The following is a 23,753-nucleotide window of genomic DNA, read 5'->3' on the forward strand; positions in this document are numbered from 1 at the left end:
GTTCAGTCCTCCGGGGGCGGGCCCGGGGCTTCCGCCGGGAGGCGGGCGGCCAGGAGGGCGCCGGCGGCGACCAGGGCGGCGGTGAGCCCCAGCGCGAGGCGGTAGGGGCCGGCGCCCGTGCCGTCGCCGAGGGCGCCGATCAGGGCTGCCGTGGCGGCGATGCCGAGGGCGCCGCCGAGGGTGCGCAGGATGGTGAACAGGCCCATCGCGCGGCCCATGGCGGGGCCTGGGACGTCGGCGAAGCCGGCGATCTGGACGGTGAGGACGGCGGTGCCCAGGATCAGGCCGACGGCGAACATCAGCACCCGTACCGCCCAGGGGTTCTCGGCGAAGCCGAGGGCGGCCAGGACGAGCGCCGCCAGCAGGAGCCCTGGCAGGGCGAGGCGGCGCGGGCCGAGGCGGGGCAGCAGGCGGTCCACCACCTGGGAGGCGGCCATCAGCCCGATCGCCTCCGGGAAGACGCTCAGTCCGGCGTCCAGGGCGCTGGCGCCGCGCGCCGCCTGGTAGAGCAGCGGCAGCACGAACAGCGCGCCCATCAGCCCGGCCGAGGTCAGCAGGGCGAGCCAGCTCGCCGCTCCGAAGGTCCGGTCCGCGAGCAGCCGAAGGTCCACCAGCGGCTCGGGGGCGCGCAGTTGGTGCCGTACGGCCGCCCCCAGCAGAGCCAGGCCGAGCAGGCCGCTGAGTGCCACCGCGGGCGAGGTCCAGCCGTGCGCCGGGCCGAAGCCGAGTGCGTAGGTCAGCAGGCCGAGGCCGGGGGTGGCGAGCAGGAAGCCGGTGGTGTCGAAGCGGCCGGCCGGGGGCTCCTCGGCGCCGCGCAGGCCGACCAGCCCGACGGCCACGGCTGCCGCCCCGATCGGCACGTTGACCAGGAACAGCCAGTGCCAGGAGAGGTGTTCGGTGAGGAACCCGCCGAGCGGCGGCCCGAGGGCGGGCATCAGCGCGGTCGGGACGATCAGGACGCGGCCCAGGCCCGCCCGCTCGTGCGGGGCGAAGGCCCGGAACAGCAGGGTCATCCCGACCGGCGTGAGCAGCCCGCCGGCCACCCCCTGGACGGCCCGGGCGGCCGACAGCGCGCCCAGGCCGGGCGCCGCCGCGCAGAGCGCGGAGGCGAGGGTGAAGGCGGCGAGCGAGCCGAGGAACACCCGTTTGACGCCGTACCGGTCACCGAGCCAGCCGGCCACCGGCAGCCCGAGCGCGAGGCCGACCAGGAAGGCCGTCTCCACGGCGTTGGCCGCCGAGACGGGCCGGCCGAAGTCCTCGGCGATGCTGAACAGCGCCGGGTTGACGATGGTCGAGTCCAGGCCGTTCATGCACATCGCGGCCGTGTAGACGACCACCACCGCGGCGCGCCCCGCGAGCAGGGGGCGCGCCGGGGCCTCGACCGCCGGAGGGGTCACAGGGTCGTCCAGTGCGCGCTGATCCACTCCAGGGCGGCCGCTCGCTCGCACGGGCCGTGGGCGACGTCCCAGCCGGCCGGGACGGCGGCGAAGGCGGGCCACAGGGAGTGCTGGCCCTCGGCGTTGACGAGCGCGAGGAACTCGCCGTCGGCGTCGAAGGGGTTGGCGGGGGCGTCACTCATCGGTGGTCTTCTCCATCGTCGGTCGCCTTCTGGAGGTCGGCGAGGTGGTCGGCGATCACGCTCGCGATGTGCGCGATCGGGGCGGGCAGGGTCATGTCCTTGTGGGAGCAGGCCACGTCGGTGTTGGCGATCCGGCCGGAGACGTACGGCTCCCAGAGCTCGGGCACCAGGGTGTCGTCGATGGTGTCGACGGTGGCGCGGAAGAACAGCACGTCGCCCTCGAAGCGGCGGTGGTCGTAACCGCGCACCAGGTGGTTGGTGTTGAGGTAGATCTCGTTCAGCGCGGCCACGGTCGCCTCGTCGAGCCCGGCGAGGGGGCTGCCCTCGCGGCGCAACAGCTCGGTGACGGCGCCGAGTTCGAGCGGCCGGCCGGCCAGGTCCGCGGGCCCGAAGCCGCCCATGGTGAGCAGCGCCTCCAGTGCCTCGGCCTGGTCGGGGACGGGCAGCTCGCGGAAGCCCTCGGCCGGGTAGGCGTCCAGGACGGCGAGCAGCTCGACCTCCTGGCCCAGCTCCTGGAGCCGGACGGCCACCGCGTGCGCGATGATCCCGCCGGTGGACCAGCCGAGCAGCCGGTACGGGCCCTCGGGCTGGACCTCGCGCAGCCGGTCGGCGTAGTGCGCGGCCAGTTCCTCCAGCGATCCCGGCAAGGGGAGGCCGGCGGTGGCGGCGCCGACGCCCTGGGCCTGGAGGCCGTAGATCGGCACCTCGCCGGGCAGGTTGCGGATCAGGCCGGTGTAGCACCAGCTGAGGCCGCCGGCCGGGTGGACCGCGAACAGCGGGCGCTGCCGGCCCGGGGCGACCGGCCGCAGCGGGAGCAGCACGTCCAGGGCGTCGGTGTCCGGCGCGCCCGCCGCGAGGGCGGCGTCCAGGGCGGCCACGGTGGACGCCTGGAACAGCGCGCCGATGCCGACCTCCAGGCCGAGCACCTCGCGGATCCGCCCGGCGAGGCGCACGACCAGCAGCGAGTGCCCGCCGAGCGCGAAGAAGTCGTCCTCGACGCCGACCGCGGCCACGCCCAGCACCTCGGCGAACAGTTCGCACAGCTGCTGCTCGCGCGGGGTGCGCGGCGGGCGGCCGGCGCCGGTGGCGGGGGCCTCGGGGGCAGGCAGGGCGCGGCGGTCGAGCTTGCCGTTGGCGGTCAGCGGGAGGCGGTCGAGCAGCACCACGGCGGAGGGGGCCATGTGGACGGGCAGTCCGGCGGCGGCGTGGGCGCGCAGCTCGTCCGGGTCGGCGGTGCCCACCGCGTAGCCGACCAGCCGCTTGTCCCCCGGCACGTCCTCCCGGACCACCACCGCGGCGTCGGCGACGGCCGGATGGGCCGCCAACACGGCCTCGATCTCGCCGAGTTCGATCCGGAAGCCACGCAGCTTGACCTGCTGGTCGGCGCGGCCGAAGTACTCCAGCACGCCGTCGGTGCGGCGCCGGGCGAGGTCCCCGGAGCGGTACATCCGGGTGCTGCGCTCGCCGAACAGTCCGGCGTACGGGTCGGCGACGAAGCGGGTGGCGGTCAGCTCGGGGCGGCCGAGGTAGCCACGGGCCAGGCCCGCCCCGGCCACGTACATCTCGCCCGTGACGCCGGGCGGGACGGGCTGGAGGTACTGGTCGAGGACGTAGACCCGAAGGTCGGGAATGTTGACGCCGATGGTGCTGCTGCTCCCGGCGGCGGCGCTCGCCCGGTCGAGGGCGATGTACGAGACGTGCACGGTGGTCTCGGTGATGCCGTACATGTTGACCAGGGTGGGCGCGTCCTCGGCGTGCCGGTCGTACCAGTCGTCCAGCCGGGCGAGTTCGAGCGCCTCACCGCCGAACACCACGTAGCGCAGCGCGAGTTCGCTGCCCGGGCGGTCCCGGTCGGCGGCACTGAGCTGGTAGAAGGCCGACGGCGTCTGGTTGAGCACGGTGACCCGCTCGCGGGCGAGCAGCTCCAGGAAGGCCGCCGGGTCGCGGCTGACCAGGTGCGGGACGACGACCAGCCGGCCGCCGTGCAGCAGGGCGCCCCACAGCTCCCAGACCGAGAAGTCGAAGGCGTAGGAGTGGAACAGCGTCCAGACGTCCTCGGCGCCGAAGCCGAACCAGTGGTCGGTCGCGCCGAACAGCCGGACCACGTTGTGGTGGGTGACCGGCACGCCCTTGGGGCGACCGGTGGAGCCGGACGTGTAGATGACGTACGCGGTGTCGTCGGCCCGCAGCGGGCGGGTGCGCTCGTGCTGGGCCAGCGGGGTGGCGGGGAAGGCGGCGGACTCGGGCCCGTCGACCAGCAGTTGCCGCACCTCGTGGGCGGGCAGCCGGGGCGCGGTGACACGGTCGGTGAGCAGGGCGGCGGGCACCGCGTCGGCCAGCATGTAGGCGAGGCGGTCGGCCGGGTAGTCAGGGTCGAGCGGCAGGTACGCGGCGCCGGACTTGGCCACCGCCAGCAGGGCGACGACCAGTTCGAGCGAGCGCGGCAGGGCGAGCGCGACGATGCTGCCGGGGCCGATGCCCTCGGCGGCCAGCAGCCGGGCCAACCGGTCGGCACGGGCCGCGAGTGCGGTGTAGTCGAGCTGCTCGTCGCGGTAACTGACCGCGACGGAGCGCGGGTTGGCGGCGGCGGCCGCCTCGAACAGCTCGGGCAGGGTGGCGCTCGGGGCGGAGCCGACGGGCGCACTCGGACCGGAGCCGGCGGGGGCAGCGTTCCACTCGACCAGGGCGCGCTGCCGCTCCTCCTCGCTGATCAGCGGCAGTCGGCCGATCGGGGTGTCCGGAGCACTCGCGGCGGCGGTGAGCAGCCTGGTCAGGCGCTCCCCGAGAGCAGCCACCGTCGCGGCGTCGAAGAGGTCGGTGCGGTACTCCAGGAAGCCGCCGATGCCGCCGCCGGGCAGTTCACCGGCGTTGAGGGTGAGGTCGAACTTGGCGGTGCCGCTGGGGATCGCGGCGATCTCGGCGGTGAGGCCGCCGCCCAGGGCGATCGGCTCGTCCGGTCGGCTCTGCCAGGCGAGCATGACCTGGAACAGCGGGTGGCGGGCGAGCGAGCGGGCCGGGTTGAGCTCCTCGACCAGGCGGTCGAAGGGCAGTTCGCCGTGCTCGTGCGCGGCGAGCACGGTGCCCCGGACGCGGGCCAGCAGGTCGCGGAAGGTCGGGTCTCCGGAGGTGTCGGTGCGCAGCACCACCGAGTTGACGAAGTAGCCGACCAGCGCGGCGGTCTCCTCGTCCTCGCGGCCGGCCACCGGGGTGCCGACCGGGATGTCGGTGCCGGCGCCGTGCCGGGTGAGCAGCGCGGCGAGCCCGGCCTGGACGGCCATGAAGACGGTGCTGTCGGCAGCCCGGGCGAGCCCGGCCAGGGCGGCGTGCGCCTCGGCGCCGAGCGCGAAGGGCACGGTGGCGCCCCGGTGGCCGGCGACGGCCGGGCGGGGGCGGTCGACGGGCAGCTCCAGCTGGTCGGGCAGTCCGGCGAGTGCGGTACGCCAGTGCTCGGTCAGCCGGGCGGCGAGCGGGCTGGGGGCGTCGGCGGCGCCGAGCCGCTCTCGCTGCCAGGCCGCATGGTCGGCGAACTGGAGGGTGAGCTTCGGCAGTTCGGGTTCCTTCCCGGCGGTCCGAGCGGTGTAGGCGGCGGCCAGGTCCCGCAGCAGTGGGGTGGTGGACGCGCCGTCGCTCGCGATGTGGTGGAGCAGCAGGAGCAGGGTGTGGCGCTCGGGGCCTTCGGCGAACAGCGTGGTGCGCAGCGGCGGTTCGGTGGCCAGGTCGAAGGCGTACCGGACGGCCTCGGCCAACTCGCCTGCCCCGTCGTGCAGTTCGATGGCTGACGGGGGCAGGATGCGCTGGTACGGCGTGCCGTCCGGCTCCTCCCCGTAGACGGTGCGCAGGACTTCGTGGCGGGCGACGAGGTCACCGAGGGCGAGGACGAGGGCGGACCGGTCGAGCGGACCGGTGAGGGTGAGCGCCAGCGGGATGTTGTAGGTGGGGCTGGGGCCTTCGAGGCGGTGCAGGAACCAGAGGCCGCGCTGGGCGGGCGAGAGCGGCATCCGCTCGGTGCGCGGCACCGGGACGGGACGGCGCGCGGCCTCCGCGCCCGCGCCCGCGCCCGCGACGGGAGCCTCACCGAGCAGCGCGGCGAGGCCGGCCGGGGTCGGCTGCCGGAACACGTCGGCGAAGCCGACCGGCACGGCGAAGGTGTCGCGCAGCCGGGCGGCCAGGCGGCCGGCTAGCAGCGAGTGGCCGCCGAGGTCGAAGAAGGAGGCGTCCCGGCCGGGTGCCCGCGGCAGGCCGAGGACCTCGGCGAACAGGCCGCAGACCAGCTCCTCCCGGGGCGTGGCCGCAGCGGCGCCTTCGGTCGCGGCGGCGGCCGGCTCGGGCAGGGCGCGGTGGTCGAGCTTGTCGTGGGCGGTGCGCGGCAGTTCGTCCAGCAGCAGGACGGCCGCCGGGACCATGTGCGCGGGCAGCCGGGCGGCCAGCGCGGCGCGCAGCCCGTCCGGGTCGGGCGTGCTGCCGCTCTCCGGGACGGCGTAGCCGAGCAGCCGCTTGCCCTGCGGGCCGGGGCGGGCGATCACCACGGCCTGGGCGACACCGGGCAGTTCGGCGAGGACGGCGGCGATCTCCCCGGGCTCGATCCGGAAGCCGCGGATCTTCACCTGGTCGTCGGCCCGGCCGAGGAACTCCAGGGTTCCGTCGGGGCGGCGCCGGGCGAGGTCGCCGGTGCGGTACATCCGGGCGCCGGGCGGGCCGAACGGGTCGGCGAGGAAGCGCTCGGCGGTGAGGTCGGGGCGGCCGAGGTAGCCGCGGGCCAGGCAGGCGCCGGCCACGTACAGCTCGCCGGTGACGCCGTCGGGCGCGGGGCGCAGCGAGCCGTCCAGGACGTAGGCGCGGGAGCCGCGCACCACCCGGCCGCGCGGGGCGCCGTCCGGGCCCGGGATCCAGGCGTAGGCGTCGACGGTGGTCTCGGTCGGGCCGTAGAGGTCGACCGGGTGCAGGCCGGGGACGGCGGTCAGGCGCTGCCAGAGGGCGGGCGGGGTGGCCTCGCCGCCGACCACGAGGACGGACGGGCGGTGCCGGCCCTCGTCCAGGATGCCCTCGGCGAGCAGGACTTCGAGGTAGGAGGGGGTGAGGTCGAGGTAGTCGATGCGCTCGCGGTCGAGGTGGGCGGCGAGCGCGGCCGGGTCGCGGTAGGTGGCGTCGTCCAGCAGGTGGAGCTCGTGGCCGTGCACCATCCAGAGCACCGGGTCCCAGGAGGCGTCGAAGGCGAAGGAGGCGCTGTGGGCGACCCGCAGCCGGTCCCGGCCGGTGCGGCGCAGCGCGGGGGCGATGTGGTCCTCGCCGAGTCCCGCGTACAGGTTGGCCAGCGAGGCGTGGGTGACGACCACGCCCTTGGGGCGGCCGGTGGAGCCCGAGGTGTGCAACACGTAGGCGGGCTGGTGCCGTTCTGGTCCGGGCGGGGCGCTCTGGGCCTCGCTGCCGTGTTCGCCGTCGGCTTCCTCCGGCTCTACGGTGGGCCGGACGGTCGGCAGACCGGCGGGCAGGTCGAGCCCGGCGAGGGAGTCGGCGGTGCCGATCGCGCAGACCGGGCGAGCGTCGGCCAGGACGGCGGCGAGGCGCTGCGCGGGGTGGGCGAGGTCGAGGGAGACGCAGGCGCCGCCAGCCTTGAGCACGGCGAGCATCGCGACCAGGGTGTCGGTGCCGCGCGGCAGGGCGATGGCGACCGGCGCGCCGGCCCGGACCCCGAGGGCGGTCAGCCGGTGGGCGAGCCGGTTGGCGGCGGTGTCGAGCTGCCGGTAGGTCAGTGCGGCCGTGCCGGAGCGGACGGCGACGGCGTCCGGGGTGCGGGCGGCCTGAGCGGCGAACAGTTCGGGTACGGTCCGCTCGACCGCGGGCTCGGTACGGCCTTCGGTGGCGCGGCGCAGAGCCTCGGGGTCGAGCAGGTCGATCCGGGCGATCGGCGCCTGCGGGTCGGTGAGCAACTGGTCGGCGAGGGCGCTGAGGTAGCGCAGCAGGCCGTCGCGGTGGGCGGCCAGGGAGGCGGCGCCGTAGCGGGCCGGGTCGGCGTCGATGACCAGGCGCAGCGCGCCGTCCGGGCCGGGTGAGACGTTCAGGGCGAGGTCGTCGACCGGGCCGGCGGCGAGGTTGCGGACGGTGCCGGGCAGGCCTGCCAGGTCGAGGTCGCTCTCGAAGGCCTTGATGTTGACCATCGGGCCGAACAGGGCGCGGCGGTCGCCGGTGCGGGCGAGGTCGCGGCGCAGGTCCTCCAGCGGGTAGCGCTGGTGGCGGCGCACGGCGCGCAGTTCGCGGACCACGGCGCGCAGCAGGGCCTCCGCACTGTCGGCGGGACGGACGGCGAGGCGCAGCGGGAGCACGTTGGCGGCGGCGACGGGGGTGCGCAGGGCGGCCGGTCCGCGGCGGTTGGCGAGCGGCAGGCCGAGGACGACGTCCCGGGTACCGGTCAGGCGGTGCAGGTACCCGGCCGCGGCGGCGAGGAGCAGCTCGGCCCAGGTGGCGCGGACGGCTCCGGCGGCGCGCTCCAGTCGGTCGCGGGTACCGGCGGGCAGCTCGACGGTGAGGCGGATCGACGCGCCGGAGGCGGCGTTGGTGGCGCCGAGGGTGCCGGCGGTGCCTGCGCCGTTGTCGATGCTGCCGCCCTGGTCGCCGGTGGTGGGTTCGGGGGTGCCCGGGAGGGTCGCCGGGGTGTCGGCATCGGCCATCCGGGCGGACCAGTGGGCGCGGTCGGCCTCGTACTCCGCGCTCTCCCGGTAGGCGGCCTCCTCGGCGGCGGCCTCGGCGAGCCCGGCGAAGGGGCTCGGGGCCGGTTCGGCCCCGGTGGTGCGGGCGGTGTAGAGCGCGGCGACCCGGTCGCCGAGGAGGGTCAACGCGTAGGCGTCGACGGCGAGGTGGTGGATGCGGCGGTACCAGACCCGGCGGTCGTCGGTGAGCCGGATGAGCGCGTGGGTGAACAGCGGGCCCTCGGCGAGGTCGGCCGGGCGGGCGAGGTCGGCGCGCATCCAGACCTCGGCCTCGGCGGCTGGGTCGGCGGCGGCGCGCAGGTCGAGGCGGTGCAGCGGCCAGTGCCGGCCGGGGCGCAGCCGCTGACGGGGCGTGCCGTCCGGGCCGGTGACGACGACGGCGTTCAGCGCCTGCGCCTCGTCCACCGCCTGCCGCAGCGCCTGCTCGAACCGGTCCTCGTCGAGCGGGCCGGTGATCTCGACGGCGTCGCCGGTGTTGTAGACCGGGCTCGCGGGATCGAGGGCCTGGGCGTACCAGATGGCGGCCTGGGCGGCGAGCAGGGGGACGTCGGCGGTCTGGCTGTCGGCGATCTGGGTTTCGACGGCAGGCATGGGGTGGAGAGCTCCTCGGGGATCCGAAACGCCTTACTTAGGTTAGCCTAATCTAACTTCATATGATCTGGTCAACGGCCCCTTACGGCCGGGCCCCTGACAATCCGGAGACGCCGCCCATGCCCCAGACCGAGTCCCAGACCGAGCCCCCGACCGCTCCGCCCGCGATCGTTCCTCCCACCACGCGTCCTGCCACACCTCCCGCCACGCCTCCCGCCGAGGCCAGGCAGGCCGTGCGCGACCGTGTCCACGCGCACCGGGCCGAGCTGCTCGCGCTCAGCCGCCGCATTCACGCCCACCCGGAGACCGCCTTCGAGGAGCACCGCGCGGCCGCCTGGTGCACCGAACTGCTGCGTGAACACGGCTACTCGGTGACCGCGCCCGCCCACGGCCTGGCCACCGCGTTCGACGCGCGCCTCGGCAGCGGGCCGGTCACCGTCGCGCTGGTCTGCGAGTACGACGCGCTGCCCGGGCTCGGTCACGCCTGCGGGCACAACCTGATCGCCGCCGCCGGGATCGGCGCGGCGCTCGGGCTCGCCCCGTTCGCGGACCGGCTCGGGCTCACCGTGCGGGTGATCGGCGCGCCGGCCGAGGAGCGCGGGGCGGGCAAGGCGCTGCTGCTGGAGGCCGGGGCCTTCGACGGGGTGGACGCCGCGATGATGGTCCACCCCTGCCCCGTCGAGGTCGCCGACTTCCGCTCCTTCGCGCTCGGCACGCTGTCCGTCCGCTACACCGGGCGCGCCGCCCACCCCAGCCTCGACCCGCACCGGGGGCGCAACGCCGCCGACGCGCTCACCGTCGCCCAGGTCGCGATCGGCCTGCTGCGCCAGCAACTCCCGCCGCAGTGGCGGGTGCACGGCATCACCACGGCGGCCGGGACGGCGCCGAACCTGATCCCGGACAGCGCGAGCGCCGAGTACGAGATCCGGGCTTCGGCGGCCGAGGACCTCGCCGAACTGCGCTCCCGGGTCGAGGACTGCTTCCGCGCCGGGGCGCTCGCCACCGGCTGCGAGGTGGAGCTGACCAGGCCCGAGCCGGACTACCTGGACATGCGCTCCGACCCCCGGCTGCTGGCGCTGTGGCGGGCCAACGCGGCGGCCCTCGGTCGGCCGGAGCCGGTCGAGAGCGGGCCCTTCGCCTGTACGGACATGGGGAACGTGTCGCACGCGGTGCCGTCGATCCATCCGGTACTGGACATCACGGGCGGCGTCTGCGCTCCGCACGAGGCGGCGTTCGCCGAGGCGGCGCTGGGCGCGGAGGCGGAGCGGGCGGTGCTGGACGGCGCGGTGGCGATGGCATGGACGGCGGCGGACCTGGCGGCCGGCGCCGCGACCGCAGGGGTGCGCTGATCCCCAGGGTGCGCCGACCGACGGGGGGACAGCGGACCGGGAACAGCGAACAGAAGTCAGCGGACAGGATTCAGCGAACAGAGTTCAGAAAACAGATGATGAAATCTGTTCGCTGAACTCTGTCAGCCGCCGAGCAGCACCCCTGGCGCCACCCGCACCGCCGTCACGCCCGACTCCCGTACCAGCGTTCCGAGCTCGCCCTCCTGCCACGGGTCGGCGAGCACCACGGCGGCGCCCGTCCGCAACGGCCACAAGTACTCCCAGAGCGGCAGACCCAGGTGCAGCACCCGGTCGCCCGGCCCGAGCGGGTGGGCCGCCTGGAGCTCGCGCACCCGGCGGTCCGCCTCCCCGTGGGTGAGCCGTACGGCGGTCGGGCGCCCGCCTGGGCCGTACCCGACGCAGAGCAGGTGCTGCGGGGTGAGCGCCCGGGGCGGGTCGGTGGGCAGTTCGCCGTCCGTCTCCAGCCCGGCCAGCGCCCCCGGCACTCCCTCCCCCAGCACGCAGACCGGGGCGTTCTCCGCGAGCAGCCGCTCCCGCCGTCCGGGCGTGTCCGCCGGATCCAGCGGCAGGTACGCCGCGCCGGACTTCACCACCGCCAGCAGCGCAGTCAGCAGTTCCGCCGGACGCCGGAGCCCCGCCAGACCGACCACCGCGCCCGGGCGGGCGCCACGGGCGGCCAGGGCGCGCGCCAGCCGGTTGGCCGAGGCGTTCAACTCCCGGTAGTCGACGGTCTCCCCGTCCGCGAGCACCAGCGCCGGCGCGTCCGGCGTCCGCGCCGCCTGCGCCTCGACCGGCCCCACCACGGTGGTCGCCGGGTACCGCACCGCACGACGGGGCAGCGAAGGCAGCTCCGGGGCGGAGAGCACCGAGGACACCGCGGGCGGTTCCACGCCCCGGAAGGCCTCCCGGACCGCCTCGCCCACCCCCGCCGCCATCACGCCGCGCCCAGCAGCTCGGCCCAGGCCTCGATCGCCGGGCGCTCCGCGAGCTGGACGAACGCCACCTCGGCGCCCGCCTCCTGCCAGCGCGCGGCGAGGGTCATCAGCCGGATGGAGTCCAGGCCCCAGTCGACCAGGTTCTCGTCCAGCGGGATTTCCGCCGGGTCCTCGCCGAGGAGGTCGGCGACCTCGGCCCGGATCCGCTCCACCGTGAAGCCCACGCCCGTCACTTGCCGCCCACCCCTTCGAGTTCCACGTTCTCCGAAACGCCCGCAGCGTCCGCGACATCCGCGCCGCCCGCGCCGCTCGCGACATCCGAGGCGGCCGGCCGCGCGGCCGCACCCAGCGCTCCGAGCACGGTCTCCGCCGTGCCGACCATGCCGCAGCGCCCGGCCACCCAGGCCAGCGCGCCGTGGTGCTCGGCAGGGCCGAAGTCGGCGACCGCGTCGGCCACCACGAAGGCCTGGACGTCCTGCATCCAGGCGTCGCAGGCGGTGGCCTGCACCCCGATGTGGGCGTAGACGCCGGTGATCACCAACTGGTCCCGCCCCTGCTCGCGCAGCAGCTGCTCCAACCCCGTGCGCACGAAGGCGCTGTACTTCCACTTGGTGAGCACGGTGTCACCCGGCGCCGGGGCGACGGCCGCGGCGATCGCGGTGGCCCGCGGGTCGTCCGGGATGCCCGGGCCCCAGAAGTCCTGCTGCAGTCCGCGCTCGGCCGGGCTCTGCCCGCCGAGCTGCGCCGAGTACACCACGGGCACGCCCGCGGCGCGCGCGGCCGCCGCCAACGCCGTGACGTTGCCGAGGAGTTCGGGTACCGGTGCGGCCTCGGGGTCGAAGGCGCCCAGGAAGTGGTTCTGCAGGTCGTGCACCAGCAGGACGGCGCGCGCGGGATCCACCGTCCAGGAGACCCGGTTGGCGGGCAGCTCCTCGGCGGCGGGCATGGGATAGCGGGGAATGCGGGGCAGGCCCACGGTGGTGTTCCTTAACTCGATGGCGTGGTAGCGGGATCGGCGGGCGGTCGGCAGTCGGCGGTTGGCAGCCGGCAGTCGGCGGTCCAGCGGGCAGCAGGCGGCAGTCCAGCGCGCGGTCACCGGGCGGTCAGCGAGGCCGCGATCGCGGCGCGCAGGTCCTTCTTGCTGACCTTCCCGATCCCGGTCGCGGGGAAGGCGGCGACGAACTCGACCCGGTCCGGCACCTTGTACTCGGCGAGCCCGCGCTGCCGCACGAACCGCTTCAACTCGACGCCCTTCGGCGGCCGTTCGCGGTGCTCGGCGCGCAGCACCACGTAGGCGCAGGTGCGCTCGCCCAGGTACGGGTCGGGCATCGACACCACCGCCGCGTCGTGCACTGCAGGGTGCGCGAGGAGGTGGTTCTCGATCTCCTCGGCGGCGACCTTCTCGCCGCCCCGGTTGATCTGGTCCTTGGCCCGCCCCTCGACCACCAGGTGGCCGGTCGGGGTGCGCCGGACCAGGTCCCCGGTGCGGTAGAACCCGTCCGCCGTGAAGGAGGCGGCGTTGTGCTCGGGGGCGTTCCAGTAGCCGCGGATGGTGTACGGGCCGCGGGTGAGCAGGTGGCCGGTGGAGCCGTCGGGCAGGTCCCGGTCTTGGTCGTCCACCACCCGGACCTCGTCGTCCGGCGAGATGGGCCGGCCCTGGGTGGTGGTGATCAGCTCCTCCGGGTCGTCCAGCCGGGTGTAGTTGACCAGTCCCTCGGCCATCCCGAACACCTGCTGGAGCGTGCAGCCCAGCACCGGTCGCACCCTCCGGGCCGCCTCCTCGCTGAACTTGGCACCGCCGACCAGCAGCACCTCCAGGCTCTGGTACCCGCGGACGCCGCGCTCGGCGGCGTCCAGCCAGAGCAGGGCGAGCGGGGGCACCAGCCCGGTGATGGTCACGCCCTCGCGTTCGATCAGCGGGAAGGCCGTCTCCGGGGCGGGCTGCGGGCAGAGCACCACCCGGCCGCCGGCGTACAGCGTGCCGAGCGAACCCGGGGAGCTGAGCGGGAAGTTGTGGGCGGCGGGCAGCACGCACAGGTACACGCTGTCCGCGTCCTGCCCGCACAGCTCGACCGATCCGCGCAGTGAGTAGATGTAGTCGTCGTGGGTGCGCGGGATCAGCTTCGGCACGCCCGTGCTGCCGCCGGAGAGCTGGAGGAAGGCGACGTCCCCGGGTGCGGGCTCTCCGCCGAAGGCCTCCGGGCCGGGCCCGTCGCAGGGCACGTCCGCGAGCCGGACGTGCTCGCCCGGGTCCTCGCCGGCCACCAGCACCAGTCGCAGCGCGGGGTTCTCCGCCCGTACCCGGGTGGCGAGTTCGCGGTAGTCGTAGCCGCCCTCGACGGCCGGCACCACGTAGGCTGCGGCTCCGGTGAAGGAGCAGAAGTACCCGATCTCGGCGTACCGGTGGGCGGGCAGCGCAAAGGCCGGCAGCGCGCCGATCCGGAACAGCGCGAAGACGACCTCGAAGAACTCGGCGGCGTTGGGCAGTTGGACGACCACCCGGTCCCCGGCCCGGATGCCCCGGGCGAGCAGCCCGGCGGCCATCCGGTCGGCCCGGCGGTCGAGTTCGGCGTACGTCCAGCGCCGCTCCGCGGCCGCCACCGAGTGGCCGCCCGGATCGACGACGGCGGTCCGCCCGCCGTGCGCGGCGGCGCGCTCGCGCAGCATCCGCCCGAAGGTCTCGCCGCGCCAGTACCCGGCGGCCCGGTATCGCTCGGCGAACTCCGCGGGGTACGGGGTGAACCCGGCGAGAACGGTCTCCAGCGGCGTCACCGGGCCACCCCCGCGGCGTCCAGGAAGGTGCGGAACTTGGCCCTGGTCTCGGCGAGTTCGGCCTCCGGCCGGGACTGCTCGACCACGCCGGCGCCGGCGTACACCCTCAGCGTCCGCTCCTCCGCCTCGGCACAGCGGATGGTGACCACCCACTCGCCGTCGCCGGTCGCGTCCTGCCAGCCGACCATGCCGGTGTAGAGGCCGCGGTCGAAGGGCTCGACCTCGCCGATCACCCGGCGCGCGACGTCCGTCGGCGTGCCGCAGACCGCCGGGGTGGGGTGCAGCGCGCAGGCCAGTTCCAGGGCGGAGAACGCCGGGTCGGCCAGCTCGCCGCGGATCGTGGTGGCCAGGTGCCACATCGCGGCCGTCCTTACCAGGGTGGGCCGTTCGGGCACCTCCAGGGTGCGGCAGTACGGCGCCAGCGCCTCGCGGATGGCGTCCACCACGACGGCGTGCTCGTGCAGGTCCTTGGGCGACTCCAGCAGCGCGGCGGCCCGCCGGACGTCCTCGCCGAGGTCCTCGCTGCGCGGCACCGAGCCGGCCAGCGGGTTGGCCAGCACGGCCGTTCCCCGTCGGGAGAGCAGGAGTTCGGGGCTGGCGCCGATCAGGGTGCGGCCGCCACCGGACGGCACGGCGAAGGTGTAGCCGCCCGGGTCGCGCCGGGCCAGCCGCTGCAGGATGGCGGGCAGGTCGAGCGGCTCGGCGGAGGTCAGCTCCAGCGTCCTGGCCAGCACGACCTTGCTCAACTCCCCGCCGCGCAGCCGCTCGACGGCCGCCGCGACGCCCGCGCCGTACGCCTCCGGTGCGGGCACCGGAGTGATCCGCCAGTCGGTCCGCTCTACCGGCGGGGCAGGCAGGGCGATCAGCGGGTCGTCGCGCAGCGCCCCGGCGGTGCGCACCCGGGCGGGGACGGCGAGTTCGACCCGGCTGTCCCGGTCGAACGCCACCGCGCCGACCACCAAGGGCAGTTCGACCCCGTCCCGGCCCGCCCGGGCCAGCGTCTCGGCGACCCGCACCGGCAGCGGCCGGCCGTCCTGCGGCACCCGGGCGTGCGTGCCGGAGCCGAGCAGGGTGCGGGTCGGCGAGGCGAAGAACGCCTCGTAGGAGCCGGCCCGGTACTGGCCGAGCAGTCCGCTGGCCGCGCCGATCACGGCGTGGTCCGGGCCCTCGGCGAGGGCGGTCGCCGGGGCGTCGGGCCCGGCGGGTATCGGCCCGGCAGGGGCATGGTGCACCGTGGTCACGGCGGTTTCTCCAGTCTGGGACGGTTCTACGGGAGGACGAGGAGGAACGGGGGAACGAGGAGGAACGGGGGCGGCACGAGGAGCGGCCCGAGGGGCGGGGCACCGCCAGGCACCGCTCAGGCGCGCAGGGTCGCGCCGCCGTCGACGTACAGGTCGTGCATGGTGATGTGCCGCGCCCGCTCGGAGGCCAGGAACACCACGGCCTCCGCGATGTCGGAGGGCGCGGCGATCCGCCCGAGCGGGATGCCGACCCGCCAGGCCCCCAAGTCGCCGTCGATCACCCGGCGTTCGGCCGCTTCGGCGTCCTCGCCCCACAGCGCGCGCTGCATCTCGGTGTCGGTCGAGCCGGGTGACACCACGTTGCAGCGCACCCCGGACCGGGCGAGCTCCAGCCCCAGGCAGCGGGTGAACATGGTGGCCGCCGCCTTGGACGCCGCGTAGGCGGCCATCCCGGCCCGCGGCACCCCGGCGGCGTTGGACCCGACGGTCACGATCGCGCCGCGCCCGCGGGCCGCCATCCGCCGGCCGACGGCGCGGCTGACGCGGAAGACTCCGGTGGTGTTGACGGCGAAGGTGTCCGCCCAGTCCTCGTCGGTGAGTTCGACGACCGGGGCGGTGCGCAGGATGCCCGCGACGTTCACCAGCGTGCCGATCGGGCCGAGTTGGCGCTCGATCAACTCCACCGTCCCGTCCACGGCCTGGGCGTCGGCGACGTCCAGCACGTACGGACGCACGGTCGGCAGCTCGGCCACCAGGGCGTCGAGCCCACCGGGATTGCGGTCCACCGCCGCGACGACGGCGCCTTCGGCCACCAGCGCCCGCACCACGGCCGCGCCGATGCCCTGCCCGGCCCCGGTGACCATCGCGACGGCACCGGAAAATTCGGACTGCTGCTGCACAGGACATCCCCTCCGACCAGCAAGATTAGGCAAGCCTAACCTAACACAGCTGTTCGTCCACGCCGATGGTCTGTGCGAACGTCAACTTGCTCCGGAGCCCCTCCGGGCCCTTCGAGGGGCAGGGGCATGCGGCGCCGGAACCGCGCCCGGACACGACGAAGCCGCCCGGCCCCGGGCGGGACGGGCGGCCTCGGTGTCCTGCGGTGCTGTCCGAGTGGCTTCCTGACGGTGTACGGCCCGCGAGGATCGAGGCGGAGCCGGTCAGGGGCCTGGGTGGCTGCCCCGGCCGGTCGGAGAGGCCGGGGACGGGCAGGACCGGGCAGGGCCGGGCGGTGGAGAAAGAGGTCGAGGCTCGGCAGGCCCGCCGGTCTCCACCGGCCCTGCGCGGCAGAAGCCCCGTGCCACCGGGGAGTTGTGCTCACGGACCGTCCAGCGGCCGTACGGCTTGGGAACTCCGGGGTTCCCGGGAACCCCGGAGGCTCCGGGCGCTAGCGCGGCGCGGCGGGGGCCGTCGAGGCCTTCGCGGGCGCGGCCGGCGACTTGGCCGGAGACGTGGAAGCGGGAGTGGCGGGGGCGGCACCGGGGGCGGCACCGGGGGCCGGGGAGAGGCCGGTGCAGCCGCGCAGGCCGTCGCGGCGCTTGAGGGCGGCCTCGGCGGTGGCGCCGGTGACCGGTTCCGGGATGCCCTTGTCGTCGATGGTGGCCGGGGTGAAGACCTCGCCGGTCACCTTGCCGTCGGCGGTGAGGGCGAGGGTGGTGACGCCGGTCTCGTTGGAGTTGGCGTAGTTGGAGGTGCCGTACCAGAGGAAGTTGCCGAATCCGTACCCGACGTAGGTGTTGCCGAGCATGCCCGAGCCGACCATGGTGTGGGCGTGGGTGCCGACCACCGCGGTGGCCCCGGCGGTGGCGAGCTTCTTGGCGATGGTGGTCTGCGGTCCGGTCGGGCAGGCCTTGCCCTCGTCGCCCCAGTGCAGGTAGACGAGCACCACCGGCGCCTGCTGCTTCGCCGTCTCCACCGCCTTGACCAGCGCCGGGACGTCCAGCGCCGAGGCGATGCCGGGCTTGTCGGCACCGGCCCGCCACTTCTGGTTGGTGAGGTCCTCGACCTGACTGGCGGCGACCACCGCGACCTTCACCCCGCGCACGGTGGTGACGTACGGGGCGTACGCCTCCTTGGCGTTGCGCCCGAAGCCGACCACCGGGATCGGCGAGGAGTCCTTGGCGGCGAGGGTGTCGGCGAGGCCGTCGGCCCCGAAGTCCACGGCGTGGTTGTTCGCCATCGAGACGACGTCGACGCCCGAGTCCCTGAGCGCCGACAGCGCCTTGGGCGAGGTGCGGAAGGTGTACGTCTTCGGCTCCGGGGCGCCGCGCCCGGTGATCGCGGTCTCCAGGTTGAGGACGGACAGGTCGGCGTCGGCGAGGGTGCGGGAGATCGGGCCGAGCACCGGCTCAGGCGGCTGGACGGCCAGCCGGGCCTCGGTGCGGCCCTCGAAGTGGACGTCGCCGGCGAAGGCGACGGTGATGGTGCCGTCGGGCCTGGGCGGGGTGCTCTTGCCCGGGGCCGCGCCGGAGGGCGAGCCGTCCGGCGCGGCGGAGGTGCTCGGCGGGACGGGGGCCGCGGAGGCCGTTGCCGGCGCCGGTGCCGGGTCGTCCGGCCCGCAGGCCGCGACGGCGGTCATTCCGACGAACAGCGCGACGGCGGCCGCGGCACGGCGCATGAGTGGATCCCCCCGAGGATGATGCAAGAGCGGTCAGCCTACGCCACCGAATCACCACCCTCCGGACCCGAGCCCACAACATTCCGGCCACAAAAGGGCACTACCGGCCCCGGTCGGGCCCCCGACCGGTCCCCGGCCCGACCGGTCCCCGGCCCGGACGTTCCCCCGGCCCGGAGGTTGCCCGGCCAGGACCCCGACCGGCCGTTCCCCCGGACGGCGCCCCTGGCCCGCCCGGCCCAATCGCCCCGCCCGACCCGGCCACCGCGTCCCTGGCGCGGAGGCGGGCGGGGCGCGCAGCGTGGTGTACAGGGGACGAGCCCCGCGCCGAAGGCCGGGAGGTGTGACGTGATGGGCAGCAGTCAGCTCTCACCTGTGGGCGGCGAACCCCCGATCGGGGGCGAGGACCGGCCCTTCCCCGCCCGCGAGCGCCGGATCGTGGTCGGGATCGACGGCTCCGATCCGTCGAAGGCGGCCCTGCGCTGGGCGGTCGGCCAGGCCGTGCTGACCGGGGCGACGGTGCACGCCGTCGCCGCCTGGGAGTACCCCTCGCTGTACGGATGGTTCGCGCCGATGGTGGACGACGGCTTCGAGCGGACCGCCCGCCGCACGCTGAGCGCCGAGATCAACGAGATCCTGGGGCCGGACCGCCCGGTGGAGGTCCGCGAGAGCCTGGTGCTCGGCCACGCCGCCGAAGTGCTGCTGGAGGCCGCCGAGGGGGCGGACCTGCTGGTGCTGGGCAGCCGCGGCCGAGGCACCTTCGCCCGGACCCTGCTCGGCTCGGTGTCCGCCCGCTGCGCGGTGCACGGGGCCTGCCCGGTGGTGATCGTCCGCGCCGACGGGACGGCCGCCGCCCCGTCGCGGGCCGTGGCGGAAGGCGCCGAACAGCGGGCCCGCGGCACCGTGCGTACCAAGGACTGGCAGCTCAGCCTGCACGTGGTCGAGGACGAGGACACCACCCGGGTGCACGCCGTCCTGGACGCCGACGGCCATGTGCTGCACAGCGACGCCCGCTCCCGCCGCAACCCGCGCGACGCCCCGGTGCCGGAGGTCGGCGACGAGTTCGCGGTCGGCCGCGCCCTGGTGGACCTCGGCCACCAGCTGCTGCGCGCCGGCGTCCACGGCGCCACCGGGTCCATGGAGGAGTGAACCCCCACCCCCGGGTGGGCACCGGGCCTCGACGCGGACGCCGCCCCCTCGGCGTCGTCACCGGGCTGTGGCGTGCGCACCGGCTGGTCGGGTGCGCCATGCTGGATCACCGCCGAACCCCAACCCCCGTACCGACCTACCGACGCCGCCCCGGCACCCGTCCCGCGACCCGATCGGAAGAGCCGCACCCCGCCATGGACACCACCCCGGCCCCCGAGAACCCTGGCCCCCGATCCGCGGACGCCCGGCCCCTGGGCCCCGGCGTCGTCTCCGACTTCACCCCCGACGAGCGCGCCCGGGGTCGCGCACTGCGGCGCGCGCAGCTGCCGTGGGCGCTGGGCGGACGGCTGGCGGGCCTGGCGCTGACCCTGCTGCTCGGCCTCACCCCGGCCGGTGCGGCCCTGGTGACCGCCACCGGCGACTGGTTCGGCGGCTCCCGGACGGCCGGGGTGCTGGCCGGTGCGGCGGCCCTGCTGCTGCTCGGCCAGGCGCTGCAACTGCCGTTCGGCGCCGGGGTGCGGACCGTCCGGGCCCGGTTCGGACTGGTGACCCAGGGCTGGGCGGGCTGGGCGCTGGACGCCGTGCGCGGCCTCGCCCTCGCCCTCGTCCTCGTCCTCCCGCTCGCGCTCGGCCTGTTCGCACTGACCGCCTGGTCGCCGCAGCGCTGGTGGCTGCCGGCCGCGGGCGCGGCGGCGCTGCTGACGGTCGCGCTCTCCTTCCTCCACCCGCTGCTGATCGAACCGGTCTTCAACCGCTTCTCCCCGATGCCCCCGGGCGAGCTGCGCACCGCGCTGCTGGCGCTGGCCGAGCGGGACGGCGTCCGGGTGCGGGACGTCCTGGTGGCGGACGCCTCCCGCCGGACCACCGCGCTCAACGCGTACGTCTCCGGGTTCGGGGCGACCCGCCGGATCGTCGCGTACGACACGCTGCTGACCACCGCCGAGCCGCGCGAGGTGGAGCTGGTGGTCGCGCACGAGCTGGGCCACGTCAAGCACCGGGACGTGCCGGTGGGCACCGCGCTGGGTGCGGGCGGCGCGGCCGTCGCGGTGGCGGTCCTGGGCGTGCTCGGCGCCTGGCGCCCGCTGTTGGACGCCGCCGGGGCGACGGACGCGGCGGACCCCCGGGCACTGCCGCTGCTGGCGGCACTCGCGGCGCTGCTGGGCGCGGTGTCGGGGCCGCTGCAGTGCGCGGTGAGCCGCCGGATCGAGGCCAGGGCGGACCGGCACGCGCTCGAACTGACCGGGGACGTCGAGCAGTTCGTGGCCATGCAGCACAGACTGGCGGTGGCGAACGTCTCCGATGTCGACCCGCCGAGGGTGCTTGAGCTACTGTTCGCCACTCACCCGAGTGCGACCAGCCGGATCGCCGCAGCCCGCGCCTGGCAGGCCGCACCGGGGCGACCGGCGCCGGAGCGGCGCGCGACCCCGGGCGAATCTGTTGTATAGTGCAACAAATATCGAGGAGGTAGGAACGCCGTGCCCGGCCGCCAGTCGTCCATCGAGACCATCCAGCGCGAGCTGACCGCCTTCGCCCGCCGCGCCCGGCACAAGGCCTCCCAGCTGCACCCCGACCTCTCCCTGGTCACGTACAGCATCCTCGACCTGATCACCGAGCGCGGCGGCTGCCGGGCCGCCGACGTGGCCGCGTACTTCATGCTCGACAAGTCCACCGTCAGCCGCCAGGTCACCGCCCTGGAGAAGCTCGGCCTGCTGGCCCGCGAGACGGACCCGGACGACCAGCGCGGCCAGATCCTGCGCGCCACCGAGGCCGGGCTCACCCTGCTGCGGGACGCCAACGAGCAACGCCGGCTCTCCTTCACCGCGCGCTTCACCGACTGGTCCGACGAGGACGTCGCCCGCTTCGCCGACTACCTGGCCCGCTACGGCCAGGAGGGCTGACCGGGCCCGTCGGCGAACGGCCGGGACCCTCCGGGTGCGCCCCGCGCCCTCCACGGTGTACAGAGGAGGAGTGCCCCTCCGGCAGCGCCCCGATGCGCCGCACCCGCCGCCCGCGCCGCATCCCCCCGACCGCCGCCGTGCCTGGCGGCCCGACCGCCGGGTGCTGACGGCGCTCACGCTCGCGCTGGTCGTGCTGATCACCGTGGTCGACATCCTCTCCCCGCCGGACATCCACCTCGGCCCGCTGCTGATCGTCGCCCCCGCCCTCACCGCCTCCTTCGCCGGCCCGCGGGCCACCGCCGGGGTCGCCGCGCTCGCGTTCGCCGCGCTGACCGTCATCGGCGCCGTACGCCACAGCCTGACCAGCGCCAACATCGAGACCCAACTGGGCGCGCAGCTGGTCGTCTCGGTGCTGATCGTCGGCCTGCGGGTGCTGCGCGACCGGCACGAGCGCGAACTGGCCCGGGTGCGCTCGGTGTCCGAGGCCGCCCAGCGGGTGCTGCTGCGCCCGCTGCCGGAGCGGATCGGGCCGCTGCACCTGGCCTCCGTCTACCTGGCGGCGGAGGCCGAGGCGCAGGTCGGCGGCGACCTGTACGCCGCCGCCCGCACCGCCACCGGCACCCGGCTGCTGGTCGGCGACGTGCGAGGGAAGGGACTGTCCTCGCTCGGCGACGCGGCCCTGCTGCTCGGCGCGTTCCGCGCCGCCGCCCACCTCCACGCCGAACTGCCGGACCTGGCCGCCTACCTGGACGGCAGCGTGAGCTGGGACCTCGGCCAACTCGCCGAACAGTCCCAGCGGGACCGCCGGGACCGGGACCGGGACCGCCGGGACCGGGGCGAGTGGCGCGAGCGGGGCGAGCGGCAGGGCCTGCAGGCGCTGGCCGCGCTGCCCCTCCCTCCGCCCGAGGAGCCCCCCGAGGAGAGCGGGGAGGCCGGTGAATCCTTCATCACCGCCGTCCTGCTCGATATCCCCGACGACGGCTCCCCGGTCCGCCTGATCGACTGCGGCCACCCGCCCCCGCTGCTGCTGCGCCCCGACGGCATCACCGCCCTCACCGCCCACCACCCCGCCCCGCCACTGGGCCTCGGCGAACTCGCACCGGTGCGGTACGAGACGGAGACCTTCCCGTTCCGGCCCGGCGACCGGCTGCTGATCTACACCGACGGCGTGATCGAGGCCCGCGACGCCCGGCGGCGCTTCTACCCGCTCACCGAACGCGTCGCCGCCTGGCACGCCGAGCGCCCCGCAGCACTGCTCCACCATCTGCGCCGCGACCTGCTCGCCCACGTCGGCGGCCGGCTGAACGACGACGCGGCGATGGTCGTGGTCGAGCGGCTGCCGTGAGGGACGCTGCCGGCCGACAGCCGACAGATGACAGATGACAGATGACAGAATTCAGCTGACAGAATTCAGCTGACAGATTTTGACATCTGTCAGCCGACGACTCGGCGAGCCCGCCCTACGCCTTGTACGGCAGCTGCGGCACGTCGAAGCAGTTCGTCGCCATCGACGGCACCTGGCTGACCCAGCCGCCCTGCCCGCCCCGGGCCGCGTCCTGCCAGCGGGCGGCGTTCAGGCAGGCCCGGGTCGGGCCGGTGGGCGGCGGCCGCGGGACGAAGGAGGCGGGCAGGATCAGGCCGTGCGCGTCGTACGGCTCGGCGCGGTTCATGAACGCCTCGACGCAGGAGCGGGTCGGTGCGGCGCCGCAGGAGTCCAGCGCGTCGGTCAGCCACTGCGCGCCCGCCCATCCCTCCAGCTCCCAGGCGGACAGCCGGGCGGCCCGGTCCGGGTGGTAACGGGCCATCGCGGTACGGAAGTCGTGCACCGCCGGGTACTGCTCGTCCTCGTAGTTCAGGCTCGACGAGGTCGCCCACAGGGCGTTGCGGCAGTTCGGCGAGGCCGCGTAGTCGGTGCGCACCGACTCCGACCAGTTCTGCACATTGGTGACCTTCGCCGCCACCGTCACCCCGGCCTCGTCCAGCGCCCGGCACAGCGCGGTGTTGCCCCGGGAGTCCATCGCGTCGAACAGCAGCTGCGAGCCGTCGGCGCGCACCGCCGCGGCCACCGCCTGGAAGTTCGGCAGCGCGAAGTCCACGGTCTGGAGCAGCACCCGGTACCCCTCGGCCTCCAGTCCGGCCTTCAGCTGTCCGGCGTAACGGGTCGAGTCGGCCTGGTTGTAGGCGACCACGGCGGCGCTGGTCGCAGCCAGGCGCTGCTTGAAGAAACGGAACACCTCGGTGCTCTGGTAGAGCGTCCCGTTCCAGCCGACCGACCGCCCGTCGCGCGGGGCGGCACTCCCGTAGATCCCGTAGAGGTGCGGCCAGCGGTCGTACTCCGTGCCGATCGGCTGGCCGCCGACGTCCGGCACCCCCTTGCCGCTCACGTACGGGGCGCCCGCGTAGTCGAGGACGCTGCCGCTGACGAAGGCGAAGACGTGCGCCTGGTCGATCAGCCGGTGGACGCAGTCCTGGTTGCCGACCCCGCTGCCGCCGTCGTCACAGGTCACCAACCGGACGGTGCGCCCGTGCAGGCCGCCGCGGTCGTTGAGGGCCTGGAAGAAGGCCTCGGCACCGTAGCGCGGGCCGCTGAACACCTCGCTGCCGACCGGGCTGGTGAGCGAGGTGACGAGGCCGATCCTGATCTCGGTGGCGGTGACCCCGGTGTCCGAGGCGGCGTTGGCGCTCCCGGTCGCGCCGGTGGCACCGGTCGCGGGAGTGGCTCCGGTGGTGGGCGTGGGTCGGACCGTGAAGGCCTCACCGGGCAACCGGGTGCCGCAGCCGGCGAGCAGCGCGAGGGTCAGCACCAGGGCGACACGGGCGGTGCGGGAGCGGTTCGGGCGGACCGCCGACGGGACACGGCCGGGCCGCCGGCGCGGCAGCGCGTCGGCGGCCCGGCGTCGCGACGGGGCGGTCGGCCGCAT

General features: G+C 75.4%; 15 protein-coding genes and 1 pseudogene. 5 read left to right on the forward strand and 11 right to left on the reverse strand.

The genetic code is table 11. The features are described 5' to 3' along the window. Window positions 1-2: 2 nt before the first annotated feature. The 3 genes from ACIQI7_RS16570 to ACIQI7_RS16580 are packed head-to-tail and all read right to left on the reverse strand — an operon-like array spanning window position 3 to window position 8,874. On the reverse strand, window positions 3-1,397 hold the full coding sequence (locus tag ACIQI7_RS16570) for a DHA2 family efflux MFS transporter permease subunit (RefSeq protein ID WP_401110078.1): 1,395 nt from the start codon (window positions 1,395-1,397) through the stop codon (window positions 3-5). Further along, window positions 1,394-1,579: an MbtH family protein gene (locus ACIQI7_RS16575; RefSeq protein WP_401110081.1), complete on the reverse strand. Its 186-nt coding sequence runs from the start codon at window positions 1,577-1,579 to the stop codon at window positions 1,394-1,396. Before ACIQI7_RS16575 ends, ACIQI7_RS16570 begins: the two co-directional genes overlap by 4 nt. Continuing rightward, complete coding sequence (locus ACIQI7_RS16580; protein ID WP_401110084.1) at window positions 1,576-8,874, reverse strand: amino acid adenylation domain-containing protein; 7,299 nt, start codon at window positions 8,872-8,874, stop codon at window positions 1,576-1,578. Before ACIQI7_RS16580 ends, ACIQI7_RS16575 begins: the two co-directional genes overlap by 4 nt. Window positions 8,875-8,993: 119 nt before the next feature. On the opposite strand from ACIQI7_RS16580, the gene ACIQI7_RS16585 reads away from it, so the two are divergent. After that, a complete protein-coding gene (locus tag ACIQI7_RS16585) occupies window positions 8,994-10,223 on the forward strand; it encodes an amidohydrolase (protein ID WP_401110087.1) in 1,230 nt (409 codons plus the stop codon). Window positions 10,224-10,345: 122 nt separating this feature from the next. On the opposite strand, the gene ACIQI7_RS16590 is transcribed toward ACIQI7_RS16585, so the two are convergent. From ACIQI7_RS16590 to ACIQI7_RS16620, 7 genes and pseudogenes are all read right to left on the reverse strand, one after another. Further along, window positions 10,346-11,158 (reverse strand): AMP-binding protein, encoded by an 813-nt coding sequence (locus tag ACIQI7_RS16590; protein ID WP_401110089.1) that lies wholly within the window; start codon window positions 11,156-11,158, stop codon window positions 10,346-10,348. After that, window positions 11,158-11,391 carry a phosphopantetheine-binding protein gene (locus ACIQI7_RS16595; protein WP_387757559.1) on the reverse strand — a complete coding sequence of 78 codons (234 nt, stop codon included), beginning with the start codon at window positions 11,389-11,391 and terminating at the stop codon, window positions 11,158-11,160. The genes ACIQI7_RS16590 and ACIQI7_RS16595 overlap by 1 nt, the downstream gene beginning before the upstream one ends. A gap of 125 nt (window positions 11,392-11,516) precedes the next feature. Next, window positions 11,517-12,134: pseudogene (locus tag ACIQI7_RS16600) on the reverse strand (isochorismatase family protein); the annotation flags it as partial. A 116-nt stretch (window positions 12,135-12,250) separates the two neighbouring features. Then, on the reverse strand, window positions 12,251-13,930 hold the full coding sequence (locus ACIQI7_RS16605) for a (2,3-dihydroxybenzoyl)adenylate synthase (RefSeq protein WP_401110092.1): 1,680 nt from the start codon (window positions 13,928-13,930) through the stop codon (window positions 12,251-12,253). Further along, entirely contained in the window at window positions 13,927-15,171 is a 1,245-nt protein-coding gene (gene dhbC / locus ACIQI7_RS16610; RefSeq protein ID WP_401110095.1) for an isochorismate synthase DhbC, read from the reverse strand. The genes ACIQI7_RS16605 and dhbC overlap by 4 nt, the downstream gene beginning before the upstream one ends. Window positions 15,172-15,287: 116 nt before the next feature. Continuing rightward, window positions 15,288-16,103 (reverse strand): 2,3-dihydro-2,3-dihydroxybenzoate dehydrogenase, encoded by an 816-nt coding sequence (locus ACIQI7_RS16615; RefSeq protein WP_401110097.1) that lies wholly within the window; start codon window positions 16,101-16,103, stop codon window positions 15,288-15,290. Window positions 16,104-16,558: 455 nt separating this feature from the next. Then, complete coding sequence (locus tag ACIQI7_RS16620; RefSeq protein WP_401110100.1) at window positions 16,559-17,788, reverse strand: CapA family protein; 1,230 nt, start codon at window positions 17,786-17,788, stop codon at window positions 16,559-16,561. A gap of 348 nt (window positions 17,789-18,136) precedes the next feature. On the opposite strand from ACIQI7_RS16620, the gene ACIQI7_RS16625 reads away from it, so the two are divergent. The 4 genes from ACIQI7_RS16625 (at window position 18,137) to ACIQI7_RS16640 (ending at window position 22,177) form a co-directional block, all read left to right on the forward strand. After that, on the forward strand, window positions 18,137-18,934 hold the full coding sequence (locus ACIQI7_RS16625; RefSeq protein ID WP_401110103.1) for a universal stress protein: 798 nt from the start codon (window positions 18,137-18,139) through the stop codon (window positions 18,932-18,934). A gap of 194 nt (window positions 18,935-19,128) precedes the next feature. Continuing rightward, window positions 19,129-20,379: a M48 family metalloprotease gene (locus ACIQI7_RS16630; RefSeq protein ID WP_401110104.1), complete on the forward strand. Its 1,251-nt coding sequence runs from the start codon at window positions 19,129-19,131 to the stop codon at window positions 20,377-20,379. Window positions 20,380-20,409: 30 nt separating this feature from the next. Continuing rightward, on the forward strand, window positions 20,410-20,832 hold the full coding sequence (locus tag ACIQI7_RS16635) for a MarR family winged helix-turn-helix transcriptional regulator (protein ID WP_049651037.1): 423 nt from the start codon (window positions 20,410-20,412) through the stop codon (window positions 20,830-20,832). Window positions 20,833-20,902: 70 nt separating this feature from the next. Continuing rightward, on the forward strand, window positions 20,903-22,177 hold the full coding sequence (locus tag ACIQI7_RS16640; RefSeq protein ID WP_401110108.1) for a PP2C family protein-serine/threonine phosphatase: 1,275 nt from the start codon (window positions 20,903-20,905) through the stop codon (window positions 22,175-22,177). A gap of 115 nt (window positions 22,178-22,292) precedes the next feature. Here the strand turns inward: ACIQI7_RS16640 and ACIQI7_RS16645 are convergent, their stop codons facing one another. Further along, a complete protein-coding gene (locus tag ACIQI7_RS16645; RefSeq protein WP_401110111.1) occupies window positions 22,293-23,753 on the reverse strand; it encodes an ABC transporter substrate-binding protein in 1,461 nt (486 codons plus the stop codon).

Origin of the sequence: Kitasatospora sp. NPDC092039 (genome assembly GCF_044756065.1) — a bacterium.
Taxonomy (GTDB): Bacteria; Actinomycetota; Actinomycetes; order Streptomycetales; family Streptomycetaceae; genus Kitasatospora.

Bases quoted from the DNA above. Each gene is read 5' to 3' on its own strand.
- ACIQI7_RS16630 (WP_401110104.1), top strand. From the start codon at position 19,129: ATGGACACCACCCCGGCCCCCGAGAACCCTGGCCCCCGATCCGCGGAC.
- ACIQI7_RS16580 (WP_401110084.1), bottom strand. From the start codon at position 8,874: ATGCCTGCCGTCGAAACCCAGATCGCCGACAGCCAGACCGCCGACGTC.
- ACIQI7_RS16620 (WP_401110100.1), bottom strand. From the start codon at position 17,788: ATGCGCCGTGCCGCGGCCGCCGTCGCGCTGTTCGTCGGAATGACCGCC.
- ACIQI7_RS16625 (WP_401110103.1), top strand. From the start codon at position 18,137: ATGGGCAGCAGTCAGCTCTCACCTGTGGGCGGCGAACCCCCGATCGGG.
- ACIQI7_RS16575 (WP_401110081.1), bottom strand. From the start codon at position 1,579: ATGAGTGACGCCCCCGCCAACCCCTTCGACGCCGACGGCGAGTTCCTC.
- ACIQI7_RS16585 (WP_401110087.1), top strand. From the start codon at position 8,994: ATGCCCCAGACCGAGTCCCAGACCGAGCCCCCGACCGCTCCGCCCGCG.
- ACIQI7_RS16645 (WP_401110111.1), bottom strand. From the start codon at position 23,753: ATGCGGCCGACCGCCCCGTCGCGACGCCGGGCCGCCGACGCGCTGCCG.
- ACIQI7_RS16590 (WP_401110089.1), bottom strand. From the start codon at position 11,158: ATGGCGGCGGGGGTGGGCGAGGCGGTCCGGGAGGCCTTCCGGGGCGTG.